We start from the raw sequence: 22,795 nt of genomic DNA on the forward strand, positions 1-22,795 counted from the left end.
AGGCACCGAAGGCGATGACGCTCCCGTACGACCGCCCTGATCCCCTCACGCCCCCTCCCGAGTACGCGGCCCTGCGCGAGACCACCCCCGTCGCCCAGGTGAAGACCCCCGGCGGCGGGCCCGCCTGGCTCGTCACCTCCTACGACGCCGTTGCCGACATCCTGGCGGACCGGAGGTTCGGGCTCGCCCCGCCCGGGACCGCGCACCCCGGGAACGACACGCTCTTCCAGGACGGCGAGGCGCACGGGCGGCTGCGGCGGCTGGTGTCGAAGGCGTTCGGGCCGCGCGGGATCGAGGCGCTGCGCGATCGAGTCGAGCGGCTCGCAGACGACCACGTGGCCGCGATCGCCCGGGGCGGACCGCCCGCCGAACTCGTGGCGGAAGTGGCTGGGCCCGTGTCGATCGCAGCGATCAGCGAGCTGCTCGGGGTGGAGATCGCCGACCGCGAGCACTTCCAGGCCGTGGCCGTGGGCGCCGGCGGTGTCGACTTCGTCTTCGGCGGCGAGGAGGAGATGGCCCGGGGCGCGCAGGCATGGGAGAAACTGTTGGCGTACGCCGCCACCCTGGCCGAGGCCAGGCGCGAGGACCCCGGCGATGACCTGCTCAGCTCCCTGATCACCGTACGGGACGCCGAGGACGGCAGGCTCAGCGACGGCGAGCTCGTCGCCATGGCCGCCACCATCGTCTCCGCCGGATACCTGTCGGCCCGCAACGCCATCTCCGCGGCCGTGCTCAGGCTGCTGCGCGAGGGACACCTGGCCACGGCTCCCGAGCGGCTCGGCGCGACCGTCGAGGAGGTGCTGCGCCTGCAGTCCGGGCAGACCGGCGAGCCCTTCCCCCGCTTCGCCCAGACCGACGTCGAGCTGGCCGGGACGCGGATCCAAGCCGGTGACCTGGTGTTGGTACGGCTCGAGGCCGCACACCGCGACCCCCGGCACTTCGCCGATCCCGACGCCTTCGTGCCGGAGCGGACATCGAGCCCGTCACTGGTATTCGGGCACGGCGTGCACTACTGCCTCGGCGCGCCACTGGCCCACCTCGAGGTCGCGGCCGTGATCGGAGCGCTGGCCCGGCAGCTGCCCGGTCTGCGCCTGGCGGGCACGGCCGAGAGCGTCGAGTGGGTCCGCGACGGGGTCGACGCCGGCCCGAAGGCTCTCCACGTCACCTGGTGAAGCCGTGCCTGGTGTGAGCAGAGGGCGGCAGTAACTGACCGTGATCTCCAGCGGTAGACCTGCTTCATGCGCCGCTGACGTAATCAGAATCCGTGGATGCGGATCTGGAGTGGGACGGTCGGAGGTCAGCCGGTCCGTTGCAGTGCAGACAGCAGGAGCGGCTGGTGCCGGTGGATGAGTTCGCGATCGGCTGTGGCCCAGGCGACGGCTGCCTGCGCGTGGCGGCGGCGAGCGGGCGTAAGCGTGGGATCGTCGATGTTCGCCGCTTCCGCGTCCGCGATGTGCGTCTGCCTTCGCACCATCGCCTCCAGGAGGTGCGCCGGTTCGACCGTGCCGTAACCGTCGCGAAGTTCCCGCAGGTGCCAGGCTTGTTCGGCGATCGTTACCCGGCCTTGCGACTGGATGCACCAGGTCCACGCCATGTAGCCCAAGTCGTCGAGCCGGTCGCCGGGGCGGCAGGACGACCAGTCGATGAAGGCCACCGGCAGCCCCTGCTGAAAGATGGCGTTGAACGGACCGGGATCGCCGTGGATCACGCATTCCCGGTCGGCGGCCAGGGCGTGGCCAGCGGTGACGGCGTGCAGCTCGCGAAGCATCCGGCCGCCGGCAGCGTAGGCGCCGTGTGCTCGCTGGGTGGGGTGATCGGTGGTGGTGCCGGGGATGAAACTGAGGATGTCGCGTCCGTGGTCGTCGATGCCGAGGTAGCGCGGCGCGTGGAGGTAGCCGACGGACTCCAGGTACGTCAGGACCCGGGCAGCGAACGCGGAACCGGCATCGCGCGTGCGGCGCACCGTCTCGCCGGCCCGCACGACTTGCAGGGCATTGTTCCCGCCAGGGAGAGGCTCCTCGGTCACAACAACCATGGTGAGTCATGCCTTCAAGGCTCACGAGCGGGGGGTGATACGGAGTTGTGTAGTTATCGGCGTGCTCGCCTCTTCAACTGCTGGATGTTGCGGGTGAAGCGAGCTCGACGGTCACTGACCGTGCTCGAGTCCGGATCTGCCGGGAGTTGCTGTCCGGGTGGGCTCAGGTCATCCGGTGCCGCCGGGAGAGATCAGGCCGGTCTCGTAGGCGACCACCACGGCTTGGACACGATCGCGCAGGCCGAGCTTGGACAGGATGCTGGCGACGTGGGTCTTCACCGTGGCCACGCTGAGGGTCAGCTGGTCCGCGAGTTCGGCGTTGCTCAGGCCGGTGGCGAGCAGGCGCAGCACGTCCAGTTCCCGAGGCGTCAGGTCGGACAGGTCGCGGTGGAGGGCGGGCTTCAGGTGGTCGCGGCGGGCGAACCGCTCGACTAGGCGGCGGGTGATGGTGGGCGCGAGTAGGGCGTCGCCGGAGCGCACCAGGCGTACCGCGGCCACCAGGTGCTCGGGTGAGACGTCCTTGAGCAGGAACCCGCTCGCGCCCGCGGTGAGCGCGGTGTACACGTAGTGGTCGAGGTCGTAGGTGGTTAGGATCAGCACGCGGGTGTCCTCACTGCCGGTTGCCAGGATGCGCCGGGTGGCTTCGAGGCCGTCCATCTGCGGCATCCGGATGTCCATGAGCACGACGTCGGGCCTGGTACGGCGGGCCGCGGCGACGGCTTCGTCCCCGTTGGCGGCCTCGGCCGGCACTTCGATGCCGTTGGCGGTGAGGATCATGCGGAATCCCGTGCGGACCAGTGCCTGGTCGTCGGCGATGACGACGCGCAAGGGCTCGGTCATGCGGTCCTCCACGGGACGCGGGCCTTGATGCGGAATCCGCCCCCGGCTGTCCGTCCGGCGTCGAGGGTTCCGCCGTAGACCGCGAGCCGCTCGCGCAGCCCGATCAGCCCTCTGCCGCTGCCGCTGCCGCTGCCGCTGCCGCTGCCGGTCCGGGGCCTGGCGCCGCGTGTGCCGCCGGTGTCGGTGACCTCGATCTCCAGCCAGTCGCCGTCATGGCCGATCGTCACGGACACGGCGGCCCCGGGTGCGTGCTTGATCGTGTTGGTGAGGGCTTCCTGCACGACCCGGTAGGCGGCGAGCTCGATCCCGGGAGGCAGCGGCCCGGGCGGCGACACCGTGACGTCCACCGGCACTCCGGCGGCGCGGACCCGTTCCGCCAGGGCGTCGAGCCGGTCGAGCCCGGGTTGGGGTTCGAGCCCGTCGGCAGGCCCGTCGAGGCGTTCGCCGCCCGGACCGGCCAGCAGGCCCATGACATGGCGCAGCTCGGCCATGGCGGCCCGGCCGCCGGACTCGATCGCGAACAGGGCCTGTTTCGACTGTTCCGGCTCTACGTCCATTACGCTGCGGGCGGCGCCGGCCTGGATCACCATCACATTGACATTGTGGGTCACCACATCGTGGAGCTCGGCGGCGATCCGGGAGCGCTCCTCCGTGACGGCCCTGCGCATGGCGTCCGCCCGCTCCTGCCGCACCTCGGTCAGCTGGCGTCGCCAGAAGCGGACGAAGTTCCCGAGCACGCCGGCGCTCAGCAAGGCGAAGAACGGACCCATCCAACCTGGCAGCACAGGCGCGATGTCCCCGAACCCGGCGCCGAGGAGTCCGCCCGCGAGCACCAGGCCGCCCATCGCCAGGACCCGGTTGCGGCTGTGGACGATGGCGCCGTACGCGGCGATCGTGCACGTCAGCACTGTGATCCAGGTCGCGTCCGCGTGTGTGGCCCGCGCCGCCAGCAGCACCACCCAGAAGGCGATGAGGGGGTACCGGCGCCGCACTGCCAGCGGCAACGCCGTCAGCGCCACGAGGAACGCGGGCGCCTCCTGGGACGGAAGCTGGACAGGCGGCTGACCGAAGAGCTCTGACGGGTTATGGGGCAGGCCTCGGGGAGGCGGTGGGGGGTCAGCCCGGAGCCGCAGGCTCTCGATCACTGCGGGGTGCTGTGCGGAGGCGCCGATCGCTGGATACTCCGCCGCCACGGTCACCGCGAGGACCGTCAGGACGATCGCGAACACCACGTCGAAGGCGAGGGCCCGGCGCGACAGTCCCGGAGACCCGCCGCCGCTCCGCCCTGGCGCGTCCCGGGCCGAGCCGTCCTCGTTCAGCCGGCTGTACAGGTCGAGCACACGCCGCCACCACGGCCGTCGTTCGCTGGTCTCCACCGGCACATTGTCACGCCTGCCCCGTCCGTCCCACATCGGCCGTCGTGACGGGGCTGCACGCTCTTCGGGGCTAGGCCGCAGGGATGACCTGGCCCCGCCTCGTTCTCAAGCACTAGGTGATCTCGGCAGCACGGCCGAAGCGCGCCAGCAGGAGCGGCGCCTAGCTTCGTTCCCGGCACCAGGCCGCGGTGCAGCCGCGGCCCCGCATGGCGGCCTCGACGATCGAGGCGCTGTTCATGATCATCCTTTCGACCCTGTACCCAGGAGGACATGGCGTGACCGCTGTCCTGCGAGCCCAGGCACTGGGCAAGAAGTACGGCAGACGCTGGGCGCTGCGCGAGTGCACCATCGACATTCCGGCGGGCCACATCGTGGGGCTGGTGGGCCCCAACGGAGCCGGCAAGTCCACCTTGCTGAAGCTGGCCTGCGGCCAGCTCGAACCGACCGTGGGCGGCATCGCCGTGCTCGGCGGCCGGCCGGGGAGCACGCCCGCGCAACTGGCCAAGGTCGGGTTCGTCGCCCAGGACACCCCGGTCTACGCGAGCCTGACCGTTGCCGACCATCTGCGGCTGGGCGCGCGGCTCAACCCCCGCTGGGACGACGGCATGGCGCGCGAACGCATCGCGCGGCTCGGCCTCGTCCCCGCACATCGGGCGGGCAGGCTGTCGGGCGGCCAGCGTGCCCAGCTCGCCCTCACCCTGGGCCTGGCCAAGCGGCCCGACCTGCTGATCCTGGACGAGCCCGCGGCCGCCCTCGACCCGCTGGCCCGTCACGAGTTCCTGCAGCACCTGACGGAGGCCGCCGCCAAGCACGAGCTGAGCGTGGTGCTCTCCTCCCACCTGGTCTCCGACCTGGAACGGGTCTGCGACTACCTGGTCGTGCTCGTCGACTCCCACGTCCGGATCGCCGGGAGGATCGACCAGCTGGTGGCCACCCATTACCGGCTCACCGGCCCGCGCTGCGATCCCGGCAGGCTGCCCGCCGGCCAGTACGTGGTCTCCGCCCGGCACACCGGCCGGCAGAGCACCTTCGTGGTCCGTGCCGGTACCCCGATGCACGATCCGGCCTGGACGGTCAGCCGGATCGACCTGGAAGAGCTCGTCCTGGCCCACATGGACCGGCGCACCGCCGAACACCGGCGGGATGCCCAGGAGGTGCGGGGATGATCTGGCTTACCTGGCGCCAGTTCCGCGGCTCGGCCGCGATGACGGCCGCCGTACTCGTCGTCCTCGGCATCGCCCTGGCTGTGACCGGTCCGGGTCTGGCCTCCCGCTACGCCGCCGGAATCGCCGGCTGCACCCCGAACGACACCTGCGCCGACTTCTTCGACCGGTTCTTCGGCGAGTACCAGATCCCCTTTCTGGCCCTCACCCTCGTCGTGCTGATCCTGCCGGCGCTGGCCGGGCTGTTCTGGGGCGCTCCGCTGGTCACCCGTGAGCTGGAGGCGGGCACGCACCTGCTGGTGTGGAACCAGAGCATCACCCGCGCCCGCTGGCTGGCCGTCAAGCTCGGGCTTACCGGCCTGGTCGCCATGGCCGCCGCCGGGGTGTGCGGTCTTGCGGTGACCTGGTGGTCCGACCCGCTGGACCAGTCGGCCGTTCCGGAAATGGCGCGCATGGCTCCTCTGGTCTTCGGCGCGCGCGGCATCACCCCGATGGGGTACGCGGCCTTCGCCTTCGTCCTGGGCGTGACCCTGGGCGTGCTGGTGCGCCGCACCCTGCCCGCCATGGCCCTCACATTGATCGCTTTCGCCGCGATTCAGCTCGCCATGCCGCTGCTGGTCCGGCCTCACCTGATGCCCCCGGTCACGTCGACGTTCGAGCTCGGCCGGACGAACGTGGAAGGCATGGTGCCGCAAGGCCGGCAAGGCGGAGCCATGCACATCTTCCTGAGCACGTCGGCCGTGCCCGGCCACGCGGGTGCCTGGGTCCTGTCCAGCTACCTGGTCGATCCGTCCGGACGCGTCGTCGGCGGCGATGGAGCCTCGGGGCCGTCCTCGACGGTCGCGCGGTCCGTCCCGGTCTCCACGACGTCGGGACCCTGCGCACCCACGGGGGGACTGGGCACCGAGGCGTGCACAGCCGAGATCAACCGGCTCGGCTACCGGCAGCAGGCGACCTACCAGCCTCTGAAGCGCTTCTGGCCGTTGCAGTGGATCGAGACCGGGATCTACGCCCTGCTCACCCTCGCTCTCGCCTGGCTCTGCTTCCGGCGGGTACGCAGAGGCCTGTCATGACCGCCGTCAGGGTAGCGGCCGCCGGGCTCGCCCTCCTCATGGCGGCCGCCTGCACGGCGCCGGCGCCGCCGCGTGGCGAGACCAGCACGGCGGCCGGCACGGTTTGCGCGCCGCCCAAGGGCACCCCTGGCAAGGAGACCGCCACCACGATCGACGTCATCGAGCAGGCGTACTTCTGCCTCCTCGCCAACCACCACAGCGGCGCCACGCTGGACGCCCGCACCCTGCTGACCGCCGGATTCGCCGCCTTGACCCAGGAGCTCGACCGCAACGGACGCGACCTGCCCGAGGCGACCATGCCGGCGCTGAACGGCGACCGGAAAGCCGACTGGGCCGTCTTCGAAACCGTCTACCGGAAGATCACCGGCCAGGTGCCCGACCTGCGCGACAAGCTCGCCGTCGCTGCCCTCGAAGCCATCGTGGCCGCCCTCGATGATGAGCACGCCTCCTGGGCTCACGACGTCGAGCAGCCGCTGGACCACTACGACGGCGATGGCTACGGCCTGGGTCTCGAGGCGAACGTCGGCGCGTCGCAGTCGGACGGCAACCTCGCCGCCGCCGTACCGCCGCTGTTCGTCATCGCCGTGCGGGGCGGCGCGGCGCGGGCCGCCAGGCTGCGCCCGGGCGACGTCATCGAATCGATCAACGGCTCGGCGCCCTTCACCGACCAGAAGGCCACCACTGCGATCCCCGCCCTCTATCCGCGATATCCGGAGGCACGCCCCGTCGAGCTGAGCCTCCTGCGGCCCCGCTCCGGCCGCCGCTGGAGCGTGACGCTCCAGCCCGGCCTCTACCAGCAGGACCTCTCCGACCTGCAGGTGGTGCGGTCGAAGCTGCTGGACGACGACATCGCCCACGTACGGGTGGCCAGCTTCCTGCCCGACTCCGCGGACCGGATAGTGCGGGCGATCTCCCGGCTGCGCAGGGGCCGGACACTGTCCGGTGTCGTGCTCGACCCGCGCGGCGCCGGCGGAGGCAGCATCACGGAAGCGACCCGGCTGCTGAGCGCGTTCGCCCACGGCAAGGTCACCGCCTATCACTGCACCGCCGATGACACCTGCCAGAGCCTGCGGACCGACGACACCGTCGAGCTGCTCGGCCTGCCGCTGGCGGTGCTCACCGACCGCGACTGCGCCTCGGCGTGCGAGCACTTCGCCTCCGCGGTCAAGGACCTGCGAGCCGGCCTGCTGGTCGGCACGAGAACCGCCGGCATGATCTCCGGGCCGGCGCAGCGGTACCTGCTCGCCAACAACACCATCCTCAGCCTGCCCGCCAAACACCACCTGGGCCCGAACCGCGAGGTCATCGACCGGATCGGCGTGCCGCCCGACCACTATGTGCCGCTGACCCCCGAGGACGCCGCCACCGGGCGCGACCCCGCCCTGGCCAAGGCCCTGACCCTGCTGCACAAGTGAACGGACCTCCCGATGAGACACCTCCTGTCCGTCGCCGCGGGGCTGGCCCTCCTCGCCACGTCCGCGTGCTCCGCACCCACCCCGCCCCGAGCCGCCGCCGTGTCACCCACGCCGGCCGGCCCCGTCACCCTGCCCGCCCCCACCGGCCCCCACCCGGTCGGCACCACCGCCCTCTATCTCAAGGACACCTCCCGTCCCGACCCCTGGAACCTCGACGCCGAAGCCCGGGAGCTCAAGGTCACCCTGTGGTACCCGACCGAGCAGCGCGACGGGCAGCGCGCGCCGTACATGACGCCCAAGGAATCCGAACTCCTCCTGAAAGGCACCGGAATCGCGAGCGCGCCGTACGACACACTCAGCAAGACCCGGACGAACGCCATCAAAGACGCCGAACCCGCAGGCAAAATGCTGCCACTGGTAGTGCTCTCTCCCGGCTTCACCAAGCCGATGAGCACCCTCACCTCCCTGGCCGAGGACCTGGCCAGCCGCGGCTACGTCGCGGCCGGCATCGACCACGCCTACGAAAGCTACGCCACCACCTTTCCCGATGGGCGGGTGGCCGAATGCCTCGCCTGCGACAGCAACTCCGATCCCGGCTTCGGCGCCGGCCTGGTCCAGGGCCGGGCCTCCGACGTCTCGTTCGTGCTCGACCAGCTGCCCTCGAAGTGGGACGGAGCCGGCCGGATCGACCGCTCCCGCATCGCCATGGCCGGCCAGTCGATCGGCGGGTCCAGTGTCATGGCGACCATGCTCGAAGACCCCCGCGTGCGGGCCGGAATCGACATGGACGGCACCGCCTACGCCCGGATCCCCAAGAGCGGCTTCTCCCGGCCGTTCATGTTCCTGGGCTCGGCGCAGCGCGTCTCCGGAGGCCCCGCCCCCACCTGGGACCGCGACTGGAAGCTGCTCACCGGATGGAAACGCTGGATCGTGCTGTCGGGCACCGAACACCAGTCCTTCACCGACACCCCGCTGCTCGCGGACGCTCTCGGCATCACGCCCACCGCCGGCGTCCTGCCCGCGGCACGCGCCGCCGAGCTCACCCGCACGTACGTGGCGGCCTTCCTCGGCCAACACCTGAAAGCGCAGCGGCACCCCCTCCTGGACAAGCCGTCCTCGCGCTACCCCGAGGCCAGGTTCTGCCCCACGACCTGCGCTCACTCCTGAGGCCCGGCGGCCCCTGCAGCCGCGCGGGGGATGCTGAAGACGCCGGATGCCTGCCTGGCCCGGGTGCATTCTTCGTCGGGCGCCGCACCACAACCCCTGGCCAGATTGCATGCGGTCCAGGTTGCGGACAGGCTGCTCCCGTCGCGGGTCCTTTGGCCACACATGCTTCAGGTGCTAGGGATGCCATCTTCCCATTCCGGCTCATCGGGGTTTCGGCTGCCGGGAGCCCGAGTGTTGCAAAACAGCACGTCACCAGCGGCGTCCGCCACGAGGTGGGCATGTGCGCTATGCGGCGGAGGCCGCATAGCTGCGGAGGAAGGCCCGCACGCCTGCGGTGACGAGCCGGGTGACTTCTTCCTGGGGAAGGGGGACGGCGCCGTAGAAGGTCTGCTGGTTCACGTCGGTGACGGTCAGCAGGGTGAGGTGGGCGGCGGCGACGTCGGCGTCGTCGATCCGGAGCAGGCCGCGTTCGGCGATCCGGCGCAGGTACGGCGCCAGCCGCAGATGCCCGGTCTGCGGGCCGGCGACGACCCACGCCTCGAGAATCGGCGGCGGGATGTGGGCCGCCTCAGCCTCGATGGCCCGGACCAGGGCGAAGTGGTCGGGGAAGGCGGTGACCGCGGCGACCCGGTCGAGGGAGAAGTCGATCAGGTCCTGCTCCAGGTCCACGATCTTGTGCAGGTGCCGGTCCATGATCTGCGCGATGGCCGCGGTGACCTCGTCGGCGCCTTCGAGCGCGACGGTCAGGAACAGCTGCTCCTTGTCGGTGAAGTGCCGGTAGATGGTCCGTTTGGACACCCCCGCCTCGGCGGCGATCGCGTCCACGCCTGCCCGGGTGTAGCCGTCGCGGCCGAAGACGCGGCGGGCGGCCCGGGTGATCGCCTGTCGCTTCTCCGGCCGGCCGTACGGCTCGGCCTGGCGCAGGGTCATCGACGTCCTTCCCGCTGGAGACTCCTCGGTGCAGTGTAGGGGTGTCCGGCGCGCGGGCGGGCCTTGCCGGCCAGGGCGTCGAGCAGTTCGTGCAGCAGGTCGGTGGTGTGGGGGTCGGTCAGCCGGCGATCGTGCGTGAAGCGGGTGTCGCAGTGGAAGACCGGAACGGAGGCGTTGTGCTCCGGCGTGGCGATCAGCAGGGCGTCGGCTCCGGCGATGCGGGCACGCAGCGTGGTGACCGGAGCGGGTGGCGTGCCGGTGTCCAGGTCCTGGTTGTAGAGGGGCAACCGGCCCAGGTCGCGATCGATGTCGATGGCGACCCCGCCGGGATCGAGCGCGCGGGCCGCGTGCAGCAGGGCCGTGTTGTGGGAGTCCGCGCGCAGGCTGCCGGACAGGGCCAGGATGTTGAGCTCGGTCATGTCTCTCCTCATGGGTTCTCGCCAACGACGAAAAAGTACACCAGTCAGTGTCAAAAGGAAACAGCTTGGTGTACTTTGAGGCACGTGATCGCCGTAACCGTGCAAAAGAGACGAATCGCCGTTATTTACCTCGTGCTCCTGGCCACGCCGACCTCGCTCAGCGCCAACAGCACCATCACCGTCATCCCCGAGCTGGCCCGCGCCCTGGGCGTCTCGGCCGCCGACGCCACCTGGGCCGCCACCGCCTTCGGCTGGGGCGGCGTCCTCGGCGCCCCGCTCACCGCCGCGCTGCTGCGCACCCGCGGCGTCCGCGCCGCCACGCTCGCCAACGCCGCGCTCGTCCTCCTCGGCACCCTTCTGGTCGCCGGCGCACCGACGCTGCCGACGTTGCTGGCCGGACGCGCCGCCCAAGCCGCCGGCGGAGGCGGCCTGGTCACCATCGCCATCACCCTGGCCGGGACCACCTCGCGAGCGGGCGCCGTCACCGCCGGGGTCGGCCTGGTCGGCGCATTCGGCCCGCTGGCCGGCTCCACGCTGTCGGCGATCTCCTGGCGGGTGCCGCTGCTGCTGTCCCTGCCCGCGCTGCTGGCCGTCCCCGCCGTCCTGCGCCGCGCCCCCCATCACGACAGCCGCGAAGCCGCCGGCGCCACCCGTACGGACACCGTCGGGACCCTTCTGGTGATGGCGCTGGTCAGCGCCTTCGTCCTCATCCCTCGCCTGGAACTGGCGGCGGCCGCCGCCGCGGCCGTGGCCGGCCTGCTGCTGGCCCGGCACGTCCGCAGGAAACCCGCCGGGTTCGTCCCTCGGCCGGTCATCCGCTCCCGGCCGTTCATCACCGCGGCAGCGGCGGCCGGCACGCTGTCCACCTCCTACTTCGCTCTGCTCTACACCGTGCCCCGGCTGCTGGAACACCACTGGACGAGCGAGCGGATCGGGTGGATGACGCTCATGATGCTGACCGCCGGCTCGATCGCCTCGCTGCTGTTCACCCGGTGGACCTCCCGGCTCGGTGCGGCCGTCACCCGGGCCGTCCTGCCGGCCACGGGCGCCGTGGCCGTCGCCCTGCCGCTGGTCGCCCCGTGGCCGGTGCTCATCGCGGCGTCCACCGCGTTCGCGGTGTTCGCCGCCACAGCGGCGATGGCCTGGTACGCGGCCCGCGTGGGCGAGGTCGTGCCGCACGAGCACCGGGCCACCGCCGTGAGCCTGTTCACCCTGTGCTACCAGCTGGGCGGCGCCTTCGGCCCGGCACTGGCCACTCTCCTGCTCGTGTGAAACCCGCGGCGCCCGCGGACGCGCCGCGGTCGGGAAGCGGACAGCGAATGGCCTGGTAACCGGTCAGGCGAAGAGCCGACACTCGGCGGGCTGGTCCTGCGACGGCGGAACGCCGTACCGCCGGCGGCGTTGTCTCCGTGCCACCGAGGAAGGCTGATCGATCGTGACCGAACGCGTGCGCGTGGCCGTGCTGGCGGGCGGACCGTCCGCCGAGCACGAGGTGTCGCTGCAGTCGGCGCAGGCCGTGCTCGACGCCCTGCCGCAAGATCTGTACGAGCCCGTCCCCGTCATCATCGACCGGCAGGGCAGATGGCCGGTGGAGCCGCGGCCCGATCTGGCGGACGTGGTCTTCCCCGCGCTGCACGGGCCGTTCGGCGAGGACGGCGTCGTCCAGGGCCTCCTGGAGACGCTGGGCATCCCGTACGTGGGCTGCGGCGTGCTGGCCTCGGCCGTGGGCATGAACAAGGTCGCGATGCGGCGCGCGTTCTCGGCGGAGGACATCCCGGTCACTCCCCACGTGTGGTTCACCGAGCACGAGTGGCGCACCACCACCGACCCCTGGGGCCTGGTGAAGTCGCTCGACTGGCCGATGTACGTCAAACCGGCCGGCATGGGCTCCTCCATCGGCATCTCGCGGGTCACCTCCATGGAGGAGCTGCGCGCGGGCGTGGACCTGGCGCTGGCCCACGACGGGATGGCCGTCGTCGAGCAGGGCGTGACGGCGCGCGAGATCATCTGCGGCGTGCTCGGCGGCCATGACGCGCCGGACGTCTCGGTGCCCGGCGAGCTCATCGTGCCCGGCGACTGGCTCGACTACGAGGCGAAATACCTCAGCGGGGCCGAGATCGCCACCATCCCCGCCGCGCTGCCGGAGCGCGTGGCCGAGGACGTGCGCGAGCTGGCCCTGCGCGCGTTCCGGGCGATCGGTGGCTACGGCCTGTCCCGTGTCGACTTCCTCTACGAGGAGGACACGGGACGCCTGTACGTGCTGGAGATCAACACCATGCCCGGTTTCACGTCCCGTTCCGTCTACGCCAGGGCCTGGGCCGCCAGCGGTGTCCCGTACCCGGACCTGCTGCGCCGCCTCATCGACCTGGCTTTCGCCAGGAGCCGCTCATGATCCCCATGACGCTGAACGAGATCGCGCGGGTCGTCGGCGCGAGCCTCCACGACGTGCGCGACCCGCAGGCGACGGTGACGGCGCCCTCGGCGGTCGACTCCCGCGAGGTGCTGCCCGGCGGCCTGTTCGCCGCGACGGCCGGCGCCAACGTCGACGGTCACGACTACGCGGCCGGCGCCGTCGCGGGCGGCGCCGCCGCCGTGCTGGCCTCGAGGCCCCTCGGCGTGCCCGCCCTCGTGGTCGAGGACGTCCAGGTCGCGCTCGGCCTGCTGGCCAGGCACCTGCTCGAACGCATCAGCCCGACCGTGATCGGCCTGACCGGCTCGGTGGGCAAGACCACGACCAAGGACCTGCTGGCCCAGGTGCTCGAACGGCACGCCGCGACGGTCGCCACCGACAGGTCGTTCAACAACGAGCTCGGGCTGCCGCTCACCGTGCTGCGTGCCGATGCCACCACCCGCTACCTGGTGCTGGAGATGGGCGCGGGCCGCAAGGGCGACCTGACGTATCTGACCGGGCTCGCGCCGCCGCAGGTCGGCCTGGTGCTCAACGTCGGCACCGCACACGTGGAACGCATGGGAGCCGGGCCCGCCGACGTGGCCGAGGCCAAGGGCGAGCTGGTCGAGGCGCTCGCGGCGGACGGGTTCGCGCTGCTCAACGCCGACGACCCGTACGTCAGGGGCATGGCCGGCCGGACCAGGGCGCGGATCCTGTCGTACGGACGGTCGGCGCAGGCGCAGGTACGCGCCGGGAACGTGCGGATGATCGACGGGGGGCGGACCGCGTTCGAGCTGGTGACGCCCTCCGGTCGCGCCCCGGTCGAGCTCGACCTCATAGGCGAGCACCAGGTGAGCAACGCCGTGGCCGCCGCCGCCGTCGCCACCGTGCTCGGCCTGGGCGCCGCCGAGATCGCCGACGGGCTGAGCGCCGCCGTGCGGCGCTCAGCGGGCCGGCTGGAAATCGCCGAACGACCTGACGGCATCACCATCGTCAACGACGCCTACAACGCCAGCCCCGAATCCGTGCGGGCCGGGCTGCGGGCGGTGAAGGCCCTGGCCGGAGTCCGTCGTACCGTCGCCGTGCTCGGCACGATGGGGCAGCAGGCGGACGCCTCGCGCGCCCGGCACGCGGAGATGGGCCGGCTCGTCGCCGGTCTCCGCTTCGACGTGCTGATCGCGGTCGGAGCAGGAGATCCGGTCGCGATGGCGCAGGCGGCGCGGTCGTCGAACCCGGAGATGGCCGTCCACACCGTCGAGGACGTGGCCGGGGCCCTCAGCCTGGCCACCGCGCTGCTCGAACCGGGAGACGTGGTGCTCGTCAAGGCCTCCAGCGAGATCGGGCTCGGCGCGTGCGCCCGCGCGCTGGCCGGCGCCTGACCTGTCCCGGCGCGGACGCGGACACCGGACGCGGACACCGTCCGGCGCATCCGCACGTCACGGGGGCAAGGGTCGGCCTGCCGGGTTCGGCCCGCGCGGGTCAGGGCGCGGCGCGGAACCGTTCAGCGTGTTCCCGCGCCCACTGGGCGAAGGTTCGCGCGGGCGTGCCGGTGACGTCCTCGACGGTGGGCAGGACCACACCGCCGGCCTCGGGCGGGTTCGTGGCCAGGTGGATCCCGAACTCCACGTAGTCCTCGTCGTATCCGTAGCCGCGCAGCCGGGCGCGCTCCGCCTCCTCGCTCAGGTGCACGAAGGCGATGTCCTGCCCGGTGGCCTCGGCGATGATCCGGGTGCGCTCCGCAGGGGTAAGGGCCTCGGGCCCGGTGATCGGGTAGCTACGGCCCTCGTGGCCCTCGTGGGTGAGCGCGGTGGCGGCCACGGCGGCGATGTCGGCCTCGTGCACCATCGCGCTGGGGAAGGTGGCGAGCATGGACACGGTGCCCCGGGAGCGGATCTCGTCGGCCCATTCGAGCGCGTTGCACATGAACTCCACCGGCTGGAGCAGGGTCCACCGGATCGTACTGGACTCCAGGGCGCTTTCGACACTGGTGGGCGACCAGCCGCCGAGGACCGTGGCCCGCGCGATGCCGTGGCGTGCGGCGAGGTCGATGATCTCGGGGCCGTTGGTCAGGTCGCCGTCGCCGCCGAAGGTGATCAGGTGGATCGCGTCGACCCCTTCGAAGGCTGCTTCGAGCGTGGCGGCATCGGTGAGGTCGCCCGCCACCACCTCGACACCGGTCGGGAGGGCGGCTTTGGCGGGGGTGCGGGAGAGCGCGCGGACGGCGTGCCCGGCTTCGTGGAGTTGCGCGGCGAGGTGCCGCCCGACCTGGCCGGTCGCTCCGGTGACGAGGATGCGCATGTTCGTAGGTCCTTTCGTGCGGGTGTTGTCAGTCGGTGCTGGCGCGCAGGGCGCGAAGCCCGAGGACGAAGCCGAGGGCGGCGGTCGTGCCGGCGGCGAGGAGTCCGTAGCCGACGTCGGGGGTCGCGATCTGACCGGCGAAGAGGTCGCGTTCGGCCTCGACGACGTGGGTGAGGGGGTTGAACTGCGCGAGGACGCGGATCCACTGCGGTCCCTCATCGAGGGGCAGCAGCATCCCGGAGAGGATCATCAGCGGGAAGAGGACCGTCTGGTGCACGGTCCAGAACATCCAGTCCTGCGCGCGCACGGCGATGGCCAGCGCGTAGCTGAGTGACCCGATCCCGACGCCGAGGACACCCAGGAGCACCAGGCCCAGGACGCCGCCGCCGGCATCGGGGCGGAACCCGAACGGGACCATGATCAGCACGATCACGACGGCCTGGACGACGAGTGGCACGAACTCCTTGAGCGCGCGCCCGACGAACAGCGACGAGCGCGCCAACGGCGTGACCAGGAGGCGTTCGTGCGAGCCGCCCTGGAGGTCGTACTGGAGGTTCGATCCGGTCCCCGCCGTTCCGAAGAGCGAGGTCATCACGAGGATCCCCGGGACGAACCACGCCCACGGGGACTGGTGTGCGGTCCCGGTCGTCGTGTCGTGCACGACCAGGGGCCCGAAGAGGAGCAGGAAGAACAGCGGCTGGATCAGTCCGACGACCAGGGAGAACGGGTCACCGGCCACGGGGCGCAGCTCGCGGGTCATCACGATGAGGATGTCGCCTGCGACGTTGCGTCTGCGCGGTGGGGTGATGGTGCTCATGCGACCCTCTCCGGTGTCTGGTCGCGGTCCCCGGTGCCGGTGTCCGGTCGCCCGCCGGCGTCGCGCAGGCTCCGGCCGGTGAGTTCGAGGAACACGTCATCCAGCGTGGGGAGCCGGGTGTCGGCGGCGACCACGGTGATCCCCTGGTCACGGGCGGCGGCGATCGCGCTCGGCAGTGCCGCGCGGCCGTCGGCGACCTGCCCGGTGACCGCGTCACCCTGCCGGGTCACCGTCGCGACACCGTCCATCGCCGCCATGAGCCCGCGCAGGCGCTCGGCGGAAGCGTGGTCGGTTGTTTCCAGCGTCAGCCGGTCTCCGACATGACGCTGTTTGAGCTGGGCCGGCGTCCCCTCGGCGATGATGCGCCCGTGATCGATGACGACGATCCGATCCGCCTCCTGATCGGCCTCCTCCAGGTAGTGGGTGCTGAAGACGACGGTCATGTCGCCGCGGCGCCGCATCCCGGTGATGTGGTCCCAGAGGTTGGTGCGGTTCTGCGGGTCGAGGCCCGTCGTCGGCTCGTCCAGGAACATCAACGCTGGCAGGTGCACCAGCCCGATCGCCAGGTCGAGGCGCCGCCGCTGGCCGCCGCTCATCGCCTGCGTCTTGCGGCGCGCCAACTGTTCCAGACCGAGCGCCGAGAGCAGTTCCGCGGCCCGGGCGCGGGCCGCGGCCCGGTCGAGGCCGTAGATGCGGCCCTGGGTGACGACCTCGTCCAGGGCTCGCTGGGCGTGCCCGGCGCCGTTGCCCTGGCCGACATAGCCGATGCGCTCGCGCACCAGCGGAGCCTGGGTCCGCACGTCGAAGCCTGCGACGCGCGCGGTGCCTCCCGTGGGTGGGAGCAGCGTCGAGAGCATCCGCATGAGCGTGCTCTTGCCCGCGCCGTTCGGGCCGAGAACGGCGACCGTTTCCCCGCGCGCCACGGAGAGGTCGATGCCACGGACGGCGCGGACCTCATCGCCGTCGGGAGCCCGGAAACTCCGGGACAGATTGCCAGTGCTGATCATGTGTCGACGTACGCTCCATTCCGCTTCGATGGCGGTCCCCATCATCACCGGGCTTGTGGCCGCTATATGTCCACAAGTCGGCCTAGAGTGGGTTCATGTCGACCGGCACCCGCGTCCTCGAACTCCTCGGCCTGCTGCAGAACCGGCGCCACTGGCCCAGCCACGAGCTCGCGCGCCGCCTCGGCGTCAGCCAGCGCACGCTCCGCCGCGACATCGACAGCCTCCAGGAGCTCGGATATCCGATCACCGCCACACGGGGCACCGGCGGCGGCTACCAACTCAGCCCCGGCGCCTCGCTCCCACCCCTGGTACTCAGCGAGGACGAGGCCGCCGCCATCGTCATGGGGCTCCAAGAGATCACCTCCGGCCCCTCCCCGACGTCAGCCGACGCCGCGCTGAGCGCCATGGCCAAGATCGTCCAGGTGCTTCCCGTACGGATCCGGCGCCGCATCGACAGCCTTCGCGCCGTCGCCGTCCCGGCGCGCAACCCCGAGGCGCGGGTGGACATCACCGATGTCGCCTCGTTGACGACCCTCGCCCTGGCCTGCCGCGACACCGAGACGGTGCAGTTCGCCTACCGCACCCGCACCGGCCAGACCGCTGCCAGAACAGTCCACCCGCACCACATCGTCCGCGTCGAGAACCGCCTGTACCTCATCGCCTGGGACCTCGACCGGGCCGGCTGGCGCACCTTCCGCGTCGACCGCATCGGTGACGCGGGCCGCACCGGCACGACGTTCGCCCCCCGCCCCCTCCCCGCCGACGACCCCGTCGAGTACGTGCGCGCCCGGATCAGGGCGATGCCCGCCAGGTATCCCGTCCGCGCCACGGTCGGGGCCCCCGCCGAACGGGTCCGGGAGGAGATCGCGCACTACGGGACGGTGGAACCCGTCGACGACACCTCGTGCCGGGTGGAGATCGCCACGGACTCCCTGGACTGGGCCACCTTCTGCATCGGAGCGCTGGACGCCCCCGTGGTGGTCCACGGCCCGCCGGAAGCCGTCGCCTACATGCGCGCCTGGGGACGACGCCTCACCGCCGGCACCCAAGAGAGCCCGTGACGGCCGGTGAAGGGTGGACGGTGAACACCCGCTGGCCGTCGAGCCACGCGCTGTGCCGCCGCGCTCGGCGCTCAGCTCATGACCGGGTAGGGGAGTCCATGGGCATGCGCACTGCCGCCGCTGTCGCGACGAGCAGGGACAGGAGCAGGACGATCGCCATGAAGACCTGCCCGTGCAGGCCGAGGACGAAGACGGTCCGGTCGGCGAACTCCGGGTCGTAGGTCGCGGTGCCGGGGAACGGGAGCGCACCGATCATGCCGAGCCACGGGGTGGCCAGGATGGCGGCGGCGTGCAGCAGCGTGTTGCGGCCAGGCCGTAGTGCGAGGGCCAGGCCGGCGAGTCCGAGGAGCACGGTCATCACCATGTATTGGGCGTCGTGAAATTTGGCGTGCGGCGGCCAGGCGGGGTTGAAGGCGTGCTGTGCCGCCAGGTCGGGGATGACCAGGTCGGCGAGCACGGCGCTGACCGTCGTGATCGCTGCGACGGCAATGAGCAGGACTCTCGGGAGAGGCATCAGATCGTCCAGGTGTGGGCGGGGGTGAGTGAGCGGTCGAAGAGCCCGTTGGGCAGGAGAGGGAGGACCGCGTCCAGCAGGGTGGTCAGCGGCGCGGAAGTCCAGTGCGCGGCGGCTCCGGCCTGATCGCTTTCACGTGTACGTCTCCTTGACGGTCAGTGCAGGCCCCGCTTGCCCGGGGCCCAGAACGGTTTGGTCTTGATCGAGGTCCGTGGCCAGTTGCGCTCGCGTACCAGGAAGTCGCGCACCAGCTGGCAGGTTCTGGCCTCGCCGGCCACGTAGGCGGCGCCGGCGTTGCCCGGCAGGTCGAGCTCTGCCGCGGCGGCGAGCAGCACCGGGGAGGCGATGGCGGGGGCGCCGTGGCGGTGGACGCGGCGCAGCGGCGGCGCCCCGGGCAGGGGGAGGTCGTGCTCGGGGGTCTCGCTCTCCAGGACGCCGAACACCTGGGCCGAGGTTTCCAACGCTCTGATCATCGGCCCGAAGGCGGCGCTGGCGGTCTCCTCCCCGATGAAGACGTGGTAGGCCGACTCGCGGATGGACAAGTCGCCTTGCGGCCACCAGAAGGTCGTCCGGTCCCCGGGCCTGGCCGCCCGCGCCCACGTCAGGCCGATGCCGTCGCCCGCATACAGGTGGACGCGCAATTCGATCGCCGTCCTGCCGGGGTCGAGGTCCCAGATCGTGTAGGTGCGCAGTGTCTCGGCCGGGCGCAGGATGCCCGACATCGACAGCGGGTCCTTCAACTGGATCCTGATGTGCTGCCCGGGTGTGTAGGGGAACGCGATGGGCTGGTCGGTTTCCAGCCGGATCCGTCGCATGGCGGGGGTGACCTGCTCGGCGACGGTGACGGTCCCCTCCATGGCGTACTTGCCGAACAAGCGGTCGCGCATCGTGCGTGCCATCAGAGCCTCCTGAGGGGACCGTCGCCTTCAGGCGATGGGGGAGTCGGGAGCGGGAGGGCCGCCAAGGCCCGGGCGTTCAGGGGCAGAACCTCGGACACCGTCGCCTCCTGCGGACAGGATGGTGCTTGTGCTTTCGGGCATCGGTCAGGGCTTGGCCGTCGTCTCCCGCGTAAGCGGGGCGAGAAGCCGCTTCCTTCACGGAGCGGAGGAGTCACGTCAGGAGTCCTTACGCCGCCGTATGGTGGCGGATCTGGACATCCGCCACCATACGGCCGCGCCCATCGCCATCGCCGCGAGAAGGATCCACCACTGAGGTTCTACGACGACTCCTTATTGCTTCTAGATTACTTAGAGGCATTAAGGAAACATAGATGCCCTAAGATGTCAACGGCGGTCAGGGGAACGACCTGAGGGGTGAGGGGTGAGGGGTGTCCGCACATACCAGCAGACGACAAGTGCCGATCATGTGTCGACGTACGCTCCATTCCGCTTCGGCGGCAGGCCGGGTCCGGACGGCTGGACATCTTCTGGCCTTAAGAATGAGCAGGCACCCCGTCTAGCCTGCCGCCACAAGCTGGCGAAACGGGGTTTCATGCGCACTATCGGTCTCATCGGCGGGTTGAGCTGGGAATCGACGGTGATCTACTACCAGATCATCAACCAGCGGGTACGCGAGCGACTCGGCGGCAGCCATTCCGCCAACAGCCTCATCTGGTCGGTCGACTATACGACCGTCGAGGACCTCATCTTCGCCGGCCGCTGGGACGAGGTGAGCACGTTGCTGACCGGTGCCGGCGGGAAACTGGCGGATCTCGGAGCCGACCTCCTGCTCATCTGCAGCAACACCTTCAGCCGGGTGAGCGACGACGTCGAGCGGGCCGTGAGCGTGCCCGTGCTGCACATCGCCGACGCGCTGGGCGCCGAGATCCGCGCCAGGGGCATGCGCAAGGTCGGCCTGCTGGGCACCCGGTTCACCATGGAGCAGCCCTTCTACCGGGACCGGCTGGCCGCCCACGGTTTCGACGTGGTCGTCCCGCGGCGTGAGCAGCGCGACCTGGTCCATCGCGTGATCTTCGACGAACTGGTGCGCGGGGTGCTCCGGGAGTCGTCCAGGGACGCGTACGCCCGGATCATCGATGGTCTCGCGGACGACGGAGCCGAAGGCGTGATCCTCGGATGCACGGAGATCGAGCTGCTGGTCGGCGAGAAGGACAGCGCCATCCCGGTGCTGCCGAGCGCCCGGCTGCACGCGGAGGCGGCGGCCGGCTTCGCGCTCGCCGACTGATCGTGCACGCCGTGGGCGGGATGGCGGGTCAGGCGGACCGGTCCGCCGGCGCGCCTGCGCCGTACAGTTCCCGGTGCCACAGGCCGGCGCAGACGCGTTCGATGCCGGCCGCCAGGTGGCGGCGGTAGGTGGTGAAAGGCAGGCCCAGGCGTTCCGCGGCCAGCTCCTGGGTGGGAGTCCCGCGCAGGAACGTGACGGACAGCGCCCGGTGGAACTTGACCGCACGCGGATCCTCGCGCAACTCGTCGATCGCCTGGCGGAGCACGTCGCCCAGCGCCGCGGCGGGATCCCGCCCGGCCCGCTCGGCGATCAGCCTGGTGCGCGCCAGCGGGGAAGCCGCCAGCGCGTCCGGCCGCGACAGCAGGCGCAACGCCTTGCGCACCGCCTCGGCGAACTGCGCCCGCGACAACACCGCCAGTTCCGCCGCGGCGGCGCTCGGGCCCGCGACGAGCGGGTGGTTCATGCGCTCCAGCCAGGTCTGCGCCGGCACCGCGCGCCAGTCATGAACGAACAGGGTGTAGGCGTCATCGCCGAGCCGCGGCTCCTCGGAGAGGGTACGCATTCCGTAGTGCCGTAGCTGTTCCACCCACTCCGGGTCCGGATGCCGTAGCGCGATGGAGGACCATGCCAGGCGCTCGGCCCGCAGGCAATCGGCGATCATCCGCCACCGGATCGCCTCCGACAGCGGCGAGTGCTCGCGATACTGCGGCAGCGCCCACATCCGGCCGACCGCCACGTGTTCGCCGGCGCGCAACGGCGTGGTGGCCCGCGCATGCGTCCACGCCGCGGCCACGACGGGATCGGCCGCCAGCTCCCGCTCGTCGGGTTCCGCCAGGCGCAACCAGGCGGAGAAGGCCACGGGCTCGCCGGTTTCGGCCCGCCGGTACAGCCGGAACGCCTGCGGCTGCCGGTCGGCCCAGAAGGCGGCACAGAAGACGGCCCCGGAGGCGGCGCCCTCCGCGGCTGCGGCCACCCGGACCAGCGTGCCGACGTCCTCCTGCCGCACCGGTTCCTCCTGGTACTCGTCCTCGTCCCGGCAACGGTGCGAACCGGCCGGCGCCCCGTTGCCGCGATGCAGGTAGAGCAGCGCCGCCACCGCGCCTGGCACGTCCACGTCGCTCGCCGTGCGCACCCTGTCCGCCAGATGCGCGTGCAGCCGGTCGTGCATCGCCGCGTGCCCCTCGGGATCGCGCCACCGCAGGTCCGCCTCCACCACCTCGCGCACGACGTCATGCGGAAACAGCCCGAGACGGCACGACTCCACGAACGGCAACCGCCGCAACCAGCCGAACAAATTCGCGGCGTCCCGCGGAAAGACCGCCCGCAGCAGGTCTTCTGTCGTCACCCGCGCATGCGCGCAGACCTCCAGAGCGTGCCGATGCGCCGCCGAGGGCAACTCGCCCACCAGCTGATCCAGCAACGTGCCCACCACGCCCTGATCCGGCGTCCACCGCCTGCCGGCCCCGCCGTCCCTCACCGCCACGGCCGCCCCCAGCAGCAGCGCCAGCGGATGACCTCCGGCGAAGGCCAGCAGCGGCTCGCGCGACTCGGCCGGCACCCCGCGGGAGTCCAGCAGGGCCTGCGCGTCTCCGGCCCGCAGGTCGCGCAGCGGCAGCACCTCCAGCGCACCCGCCCATCCCGGATCGGCCTGCCATCGCATGTCCGGCGGACATCGCCCCGCGATCACCACCAGCGCCCCCATGGGCACGCGCGGCAGGAACCGCTCGCGCAGCCACTCCTCCCAGCCCCGCACGCGTTCGACGTTGTCGACCAGCAGCACCGCGTCCGCTTCACGAAGCGCCGCCTCGGCCTCGGAGCTCGCCGGCTCCGGCAGGAGCCCGTCCACCATGGACACCGGCCGCCCCGCCGCCGCGGCCTCGCCGGCGAACCGCCGCAACAAGGCCGACTTCCCGACGCCGCCGGGACCGTGCACGTACAGAACGCTGCAGCGGCTGCCGTACAACGCCGCGGTGAAAACCGCGAGCTCCTCCTCCCGCCCCACGAACGCCGTCTCCCTCGCGGCTTGCAGGCGCCATCCCAGCAGTCCCGATGACATATCCCTTGACCCTTCTCCGATCGCCCGTCGGTTCTCGGGCGCGAACCCGTC

The 22,795-nt window shown here is 71.5% G+C and carries 21 protein-coding genes; 10 read left to right on the plus strand and 11 right to left on the minus strand.

The features are described 5' to 3' along the window. The first annotated feature begins 14 nt into the window (after positions 1-14). Positions 15-1,172, plus strand: coding sequence for a cytochrome P450 (locus tag ABGB14_RS42150; RefSeq protein ID WP_347649488.1), 1,158 nt, complete (start codon positions 15-17; stop codon positions 1,170-1,172). Positions 1,173-1,297: 125 nt separating this feature from the next. Here ABGB14_RS42150 and ABGB14_RS42155 read toward each other — a convergent pair whose 3' ends face one another. The 3 genes from ABGB14_RS42155 to ABGB14_RS42165 form a co-directional block, all read right to left on the minus strand. After that, a complete protein-coding gene (locus ABGB14_RS42155; RefSeq protein WP_347649489.1) occupies positions 1,298-2,026 on the minus strand; it encodes a phosphotransferase in 729 nt (242 codons plus the stop codon). Positions 2,027-2,203: 177 nt separating this feature from the next. Further along, a complete protein-coding gene (locus ABGB14_RS42160; RefSeq protein WP_347649490.1) occupies positions 2,204-2,875 on the minus strand; it encodes a response regulator transcription factor in 672 nt (223 codons plus the stop codon). Then, positions 2,872-4,251, minus strand: coding sequence for a histidine kinase (locus tag ABGB14_RS42165; protein WP_347649491.1), 1,380 nt, complete (start codon positions 4,249-4,251; stop codon positions 2,872-2,874). Before ABGB14_RS42165 ends, ABGB14_RS42160 begins: the two co-directional genes overlap by 4 nt. A gap of 275 nt (positions 4,252-4,526) precedes the next feature. Between ABGB14_RS42165 and ABGB14_RS42170 the strand changes: the two genes are divergently transcribed. Genes ABGB14_RS42170 through ABGB14_RS42185 form a run of 4 tightly spaced genes read left to right on the plus strand, consistent with a single transcriptional unit; the run spans position 4,527 to position 9,069 of the window. After that, entirely contained in the window at positions 4,527-5,417 is an 891-nt protein-coding gene (locus tag ABGB14_RS42170; RefSeq protein ID WP_347649492.1) for an ABC transporter ATP-binding protein, read from the plus strand. After that, on the plus strand, positions 5,414-6,487 hold the full coding sequence (locus ABGB14_RS42175; protein ID WP_347649493.1) for an ABC transporter permease: 1,074 nt from the start codon (positions 5,414-5,416) through the stop codon (positions 6,485-6,487). The genes ABGB14_RS42170 and ABGB14_RS42175 overlap by 4 nt, the downstream gene beginning before the upstream one ends. Then, complete coding sequence (locus tag ABGB14_RS42180) at positions 6,484-7,902, plus strand: S41 family peptidase (protein WP_347649494.1); 1,419 nt, start codon at positions 6,484-6,486, stop codon at positions 7,900-7,902. Before ABGB14_RS42175 ends, ABGB14_RS42180 begins: the two co-directional genes overlap by 4 nt. A 12-nt stretch (positions 7,903-7,914) precedes the next feature. Next, the gene (locus ABGB14_RS42185; RefSeq protein WP_347649495.1) at positions 7,915-9,069 is read left to right on the plus strand and encodes an alpha/beta hydrolase; all 1,155 of its coding nucleotides are present in this window, start codon (positions 7,915-7,917) and stop codon (positions 9,067-9,069) included. Between the two features lie 285 nt (positions 9,070-9,354). Here ABGB14_RS42185 and ABGB14_RS42190 read toward each other — a convergent pair whose 3' ends face one another. Beyond that, positions 9,355-9,999, minus strand: coding sequence for a TetR/AcrR family transcriptional regulator (locus tag ABGB14_RS42190; protein WP_347649496.1), 645 nt, complete (start codon positions 9,997-9,999; stop codon positions 9,355-9,357). Beyond that, a complete protein-coding gene (locus ABGB14_RS42195; RefSeq protein ID WP_347649497.1) occupies positions 9,996-10,418 on the minus strand; it encodes an NADPH-dependent FMN reductase in 423 nt (140 codons plus the stop codon). Before ABGB14_RS42195 ends, ABGB14_RS42190 begins: the two co-directional genes overlap by 4 nt. 99 nt (positions 10,419-10,517) lie before the next feature. On the opposite strand from ABGB14_RS42195, the gene ABGB14_RS42200 reads away from it, so the two are divergent. The 3 genes from ABGB14_RS42200 (at position 10,518) to murF (ending at position 14,186) form a co-directional block, all read left to right on the plus strand. Continuing rightward, positions 10,518-11,690 carry an MFS transporter gene (locus ABGB14_RS42200; protein ID WP_347649498.1) on the plus strand — a complete coding sequence of 391 codons (1,173 nt, stop codon included), beginning with the start codon at positions 10,518-10,520 and terminating at the stop codon, positions 11,688-11,690. 163 nt (positions 11,691-11,853) lie between these two features. Further along, positions 11,854-12,810 carry a D-alanine--D-alanine ligase family protein gene (locus tag ABGB14_RS42205; protein WP_347649499.1) on the plus strand — a complete coding sequence of 319 codons (957 nt, stop codon included), beginning with the start codon at positions 11,854-11,856 and terminating at the stop codon, positions 12,808-12,810. Continuing rightward, positions 12,807-14,186 (plus strand): UDP-N-acetylmuramoyl-tripeptide--D-alanyl-D-alanine ligase, encoded by a 1,380-nt coding sequence (gene murF, locus ABGB14_RS42210; RefSeq protein ID WP_347649500.1) that lies wholly within the window; start codon positions 12,807-12,809, stop codon positions 14,184-14,186. Before ABGB14_RS42205 ends, murF begins: the two co-directional genes overlap by 4 nt. A gap of 100 nt (positions 14,187-14,286) precedes the next feature. On the opposite strand, the gene ABGB14_RS42215 is transcribed toward murF, so the two are convergent. The 3 genes from ABGB14_RS42215 to ABGB14_RS42225 are packed head-to-tail and all read right to left on the minus strand — an operon-like array spanning position 14,287 to position 16,929. After that, entirely contained in the window at positions 14,287-15,105 is an 819-nt protein-coding gene (locus ABGB14_RS42215; protein ID WP_347649501.1) for an NAD(P)H-binding protein, read from the minus strand. A 28-nt stretch (positions 15,106-15,133) separates the two neighbouring features. After that, a complete protein-coding gene (locus tag ABGB14_RS42220; RefSeq protein ID WP_347649502.1) occupies positions 15,134-15,922 on the minus strand; it encodes an ABC transporter permease in 789 nt (262 codons plus the stop codon). Further along, positions 15,919-16,929, minus strand: a complete 1,011-nt coding sequence (locus tag ABGB14_RS42225) for an ATP-binding cassette domain-containing protein (RefSeq protein WP_347649503.1) — start codon at positions 16,927-16,929, stop codon at positions 15,919-15,921. Before ABGB14_RS42225 ends, ABGB14_RS42220 begins: the two co-directional genes overlap by 4 nt. A 95-nt stretch (positions 16,930-17,024) precedes the next feature. Between ABGB14_RS42225 and ABGB14_RS42230 the strand changes: the two genes are divergently transcribed. Then, positions 17,025-17,990: a YafY family protein gene (locus ABGB14_RS42230; protein WP_347649504.1), complete on the plus strand. Its 966-nt coding sequence runs from the start codon at positions 17,025-17,027 to the stop codon at positions 17,988-17,990. Between the two features lie 76 nt (positions 17,991-18,066). Here the strand turns inward: ABGB14_RS42230 and ABGB14_RS42235 are convergent, their stop codons facing one another. Further along, positions 18,067-18,504 carry a DUF6640 family protein gene (locus ABGB14_RS42235; RefSeq protein ID WP_347649505.1) on the minus strand — a complete coding sequence of 146 codons (438 nt, stop codon included), beginning with the start codon at positions 18,502-18,504 and terminating at the stop codon, positions 18,067-18,069. Between the two features lie 155 nt (positions 18,505-18,659). Further along, positions 18,660-19,403, minus strand: a complete 744-nt coding sequence (locus ABGB14_RS42240) for a siderophore-interacting protein (RefSeq protein WP_347649506.1) — start codon at positions 19,401-19,403, stop codon at positions 18,660-18,662. Positions 19,404-19,995: 592 nt separating this feature from the next. Here ABGB14_RS42240 and ABGB14_RS42245 point away from each other — a divergent pair. Continuing rightward, positions 19,996-20,688, plus strand: coding sequence for an aspartate/glutamate racemase family protein (locus ABGB14_RS42245; RefSeq protein WP_347649507.1), 693 nt, complete (start codon positions 19,996-19,998; stop codon positions 20,686-20,688). Positions 20,689-20,716: 28 nt separating this feature from the next. On the opposite strand, the gene ABGB14_RS42250 is transcribed toward ABGB14_RS42245, so the two are convergent. Continuing rightward, complete coding sequence (locus tag ABGB14_RS42250; RefSeq protein WP_347649508.1) at positions 20,717-22,744, minus strand: ATP-binding protein; 2,028 nt, start codon at positions 22,742-22,744, stop codon at positions 20,717-20,719. Positions 22,745-22,795 lie beyond the last annotated feature (51 nt).

It is taken from the genome of Nonomuraea sp. B10E15 (assembly GCF_039871615.1).
Taxonomy (GTDB): domain Bacteria; phylum Actinomycetota; class Actinomycetes; order Streptosporangiales; family Streptosporangiaceae; genus Nonomuraea.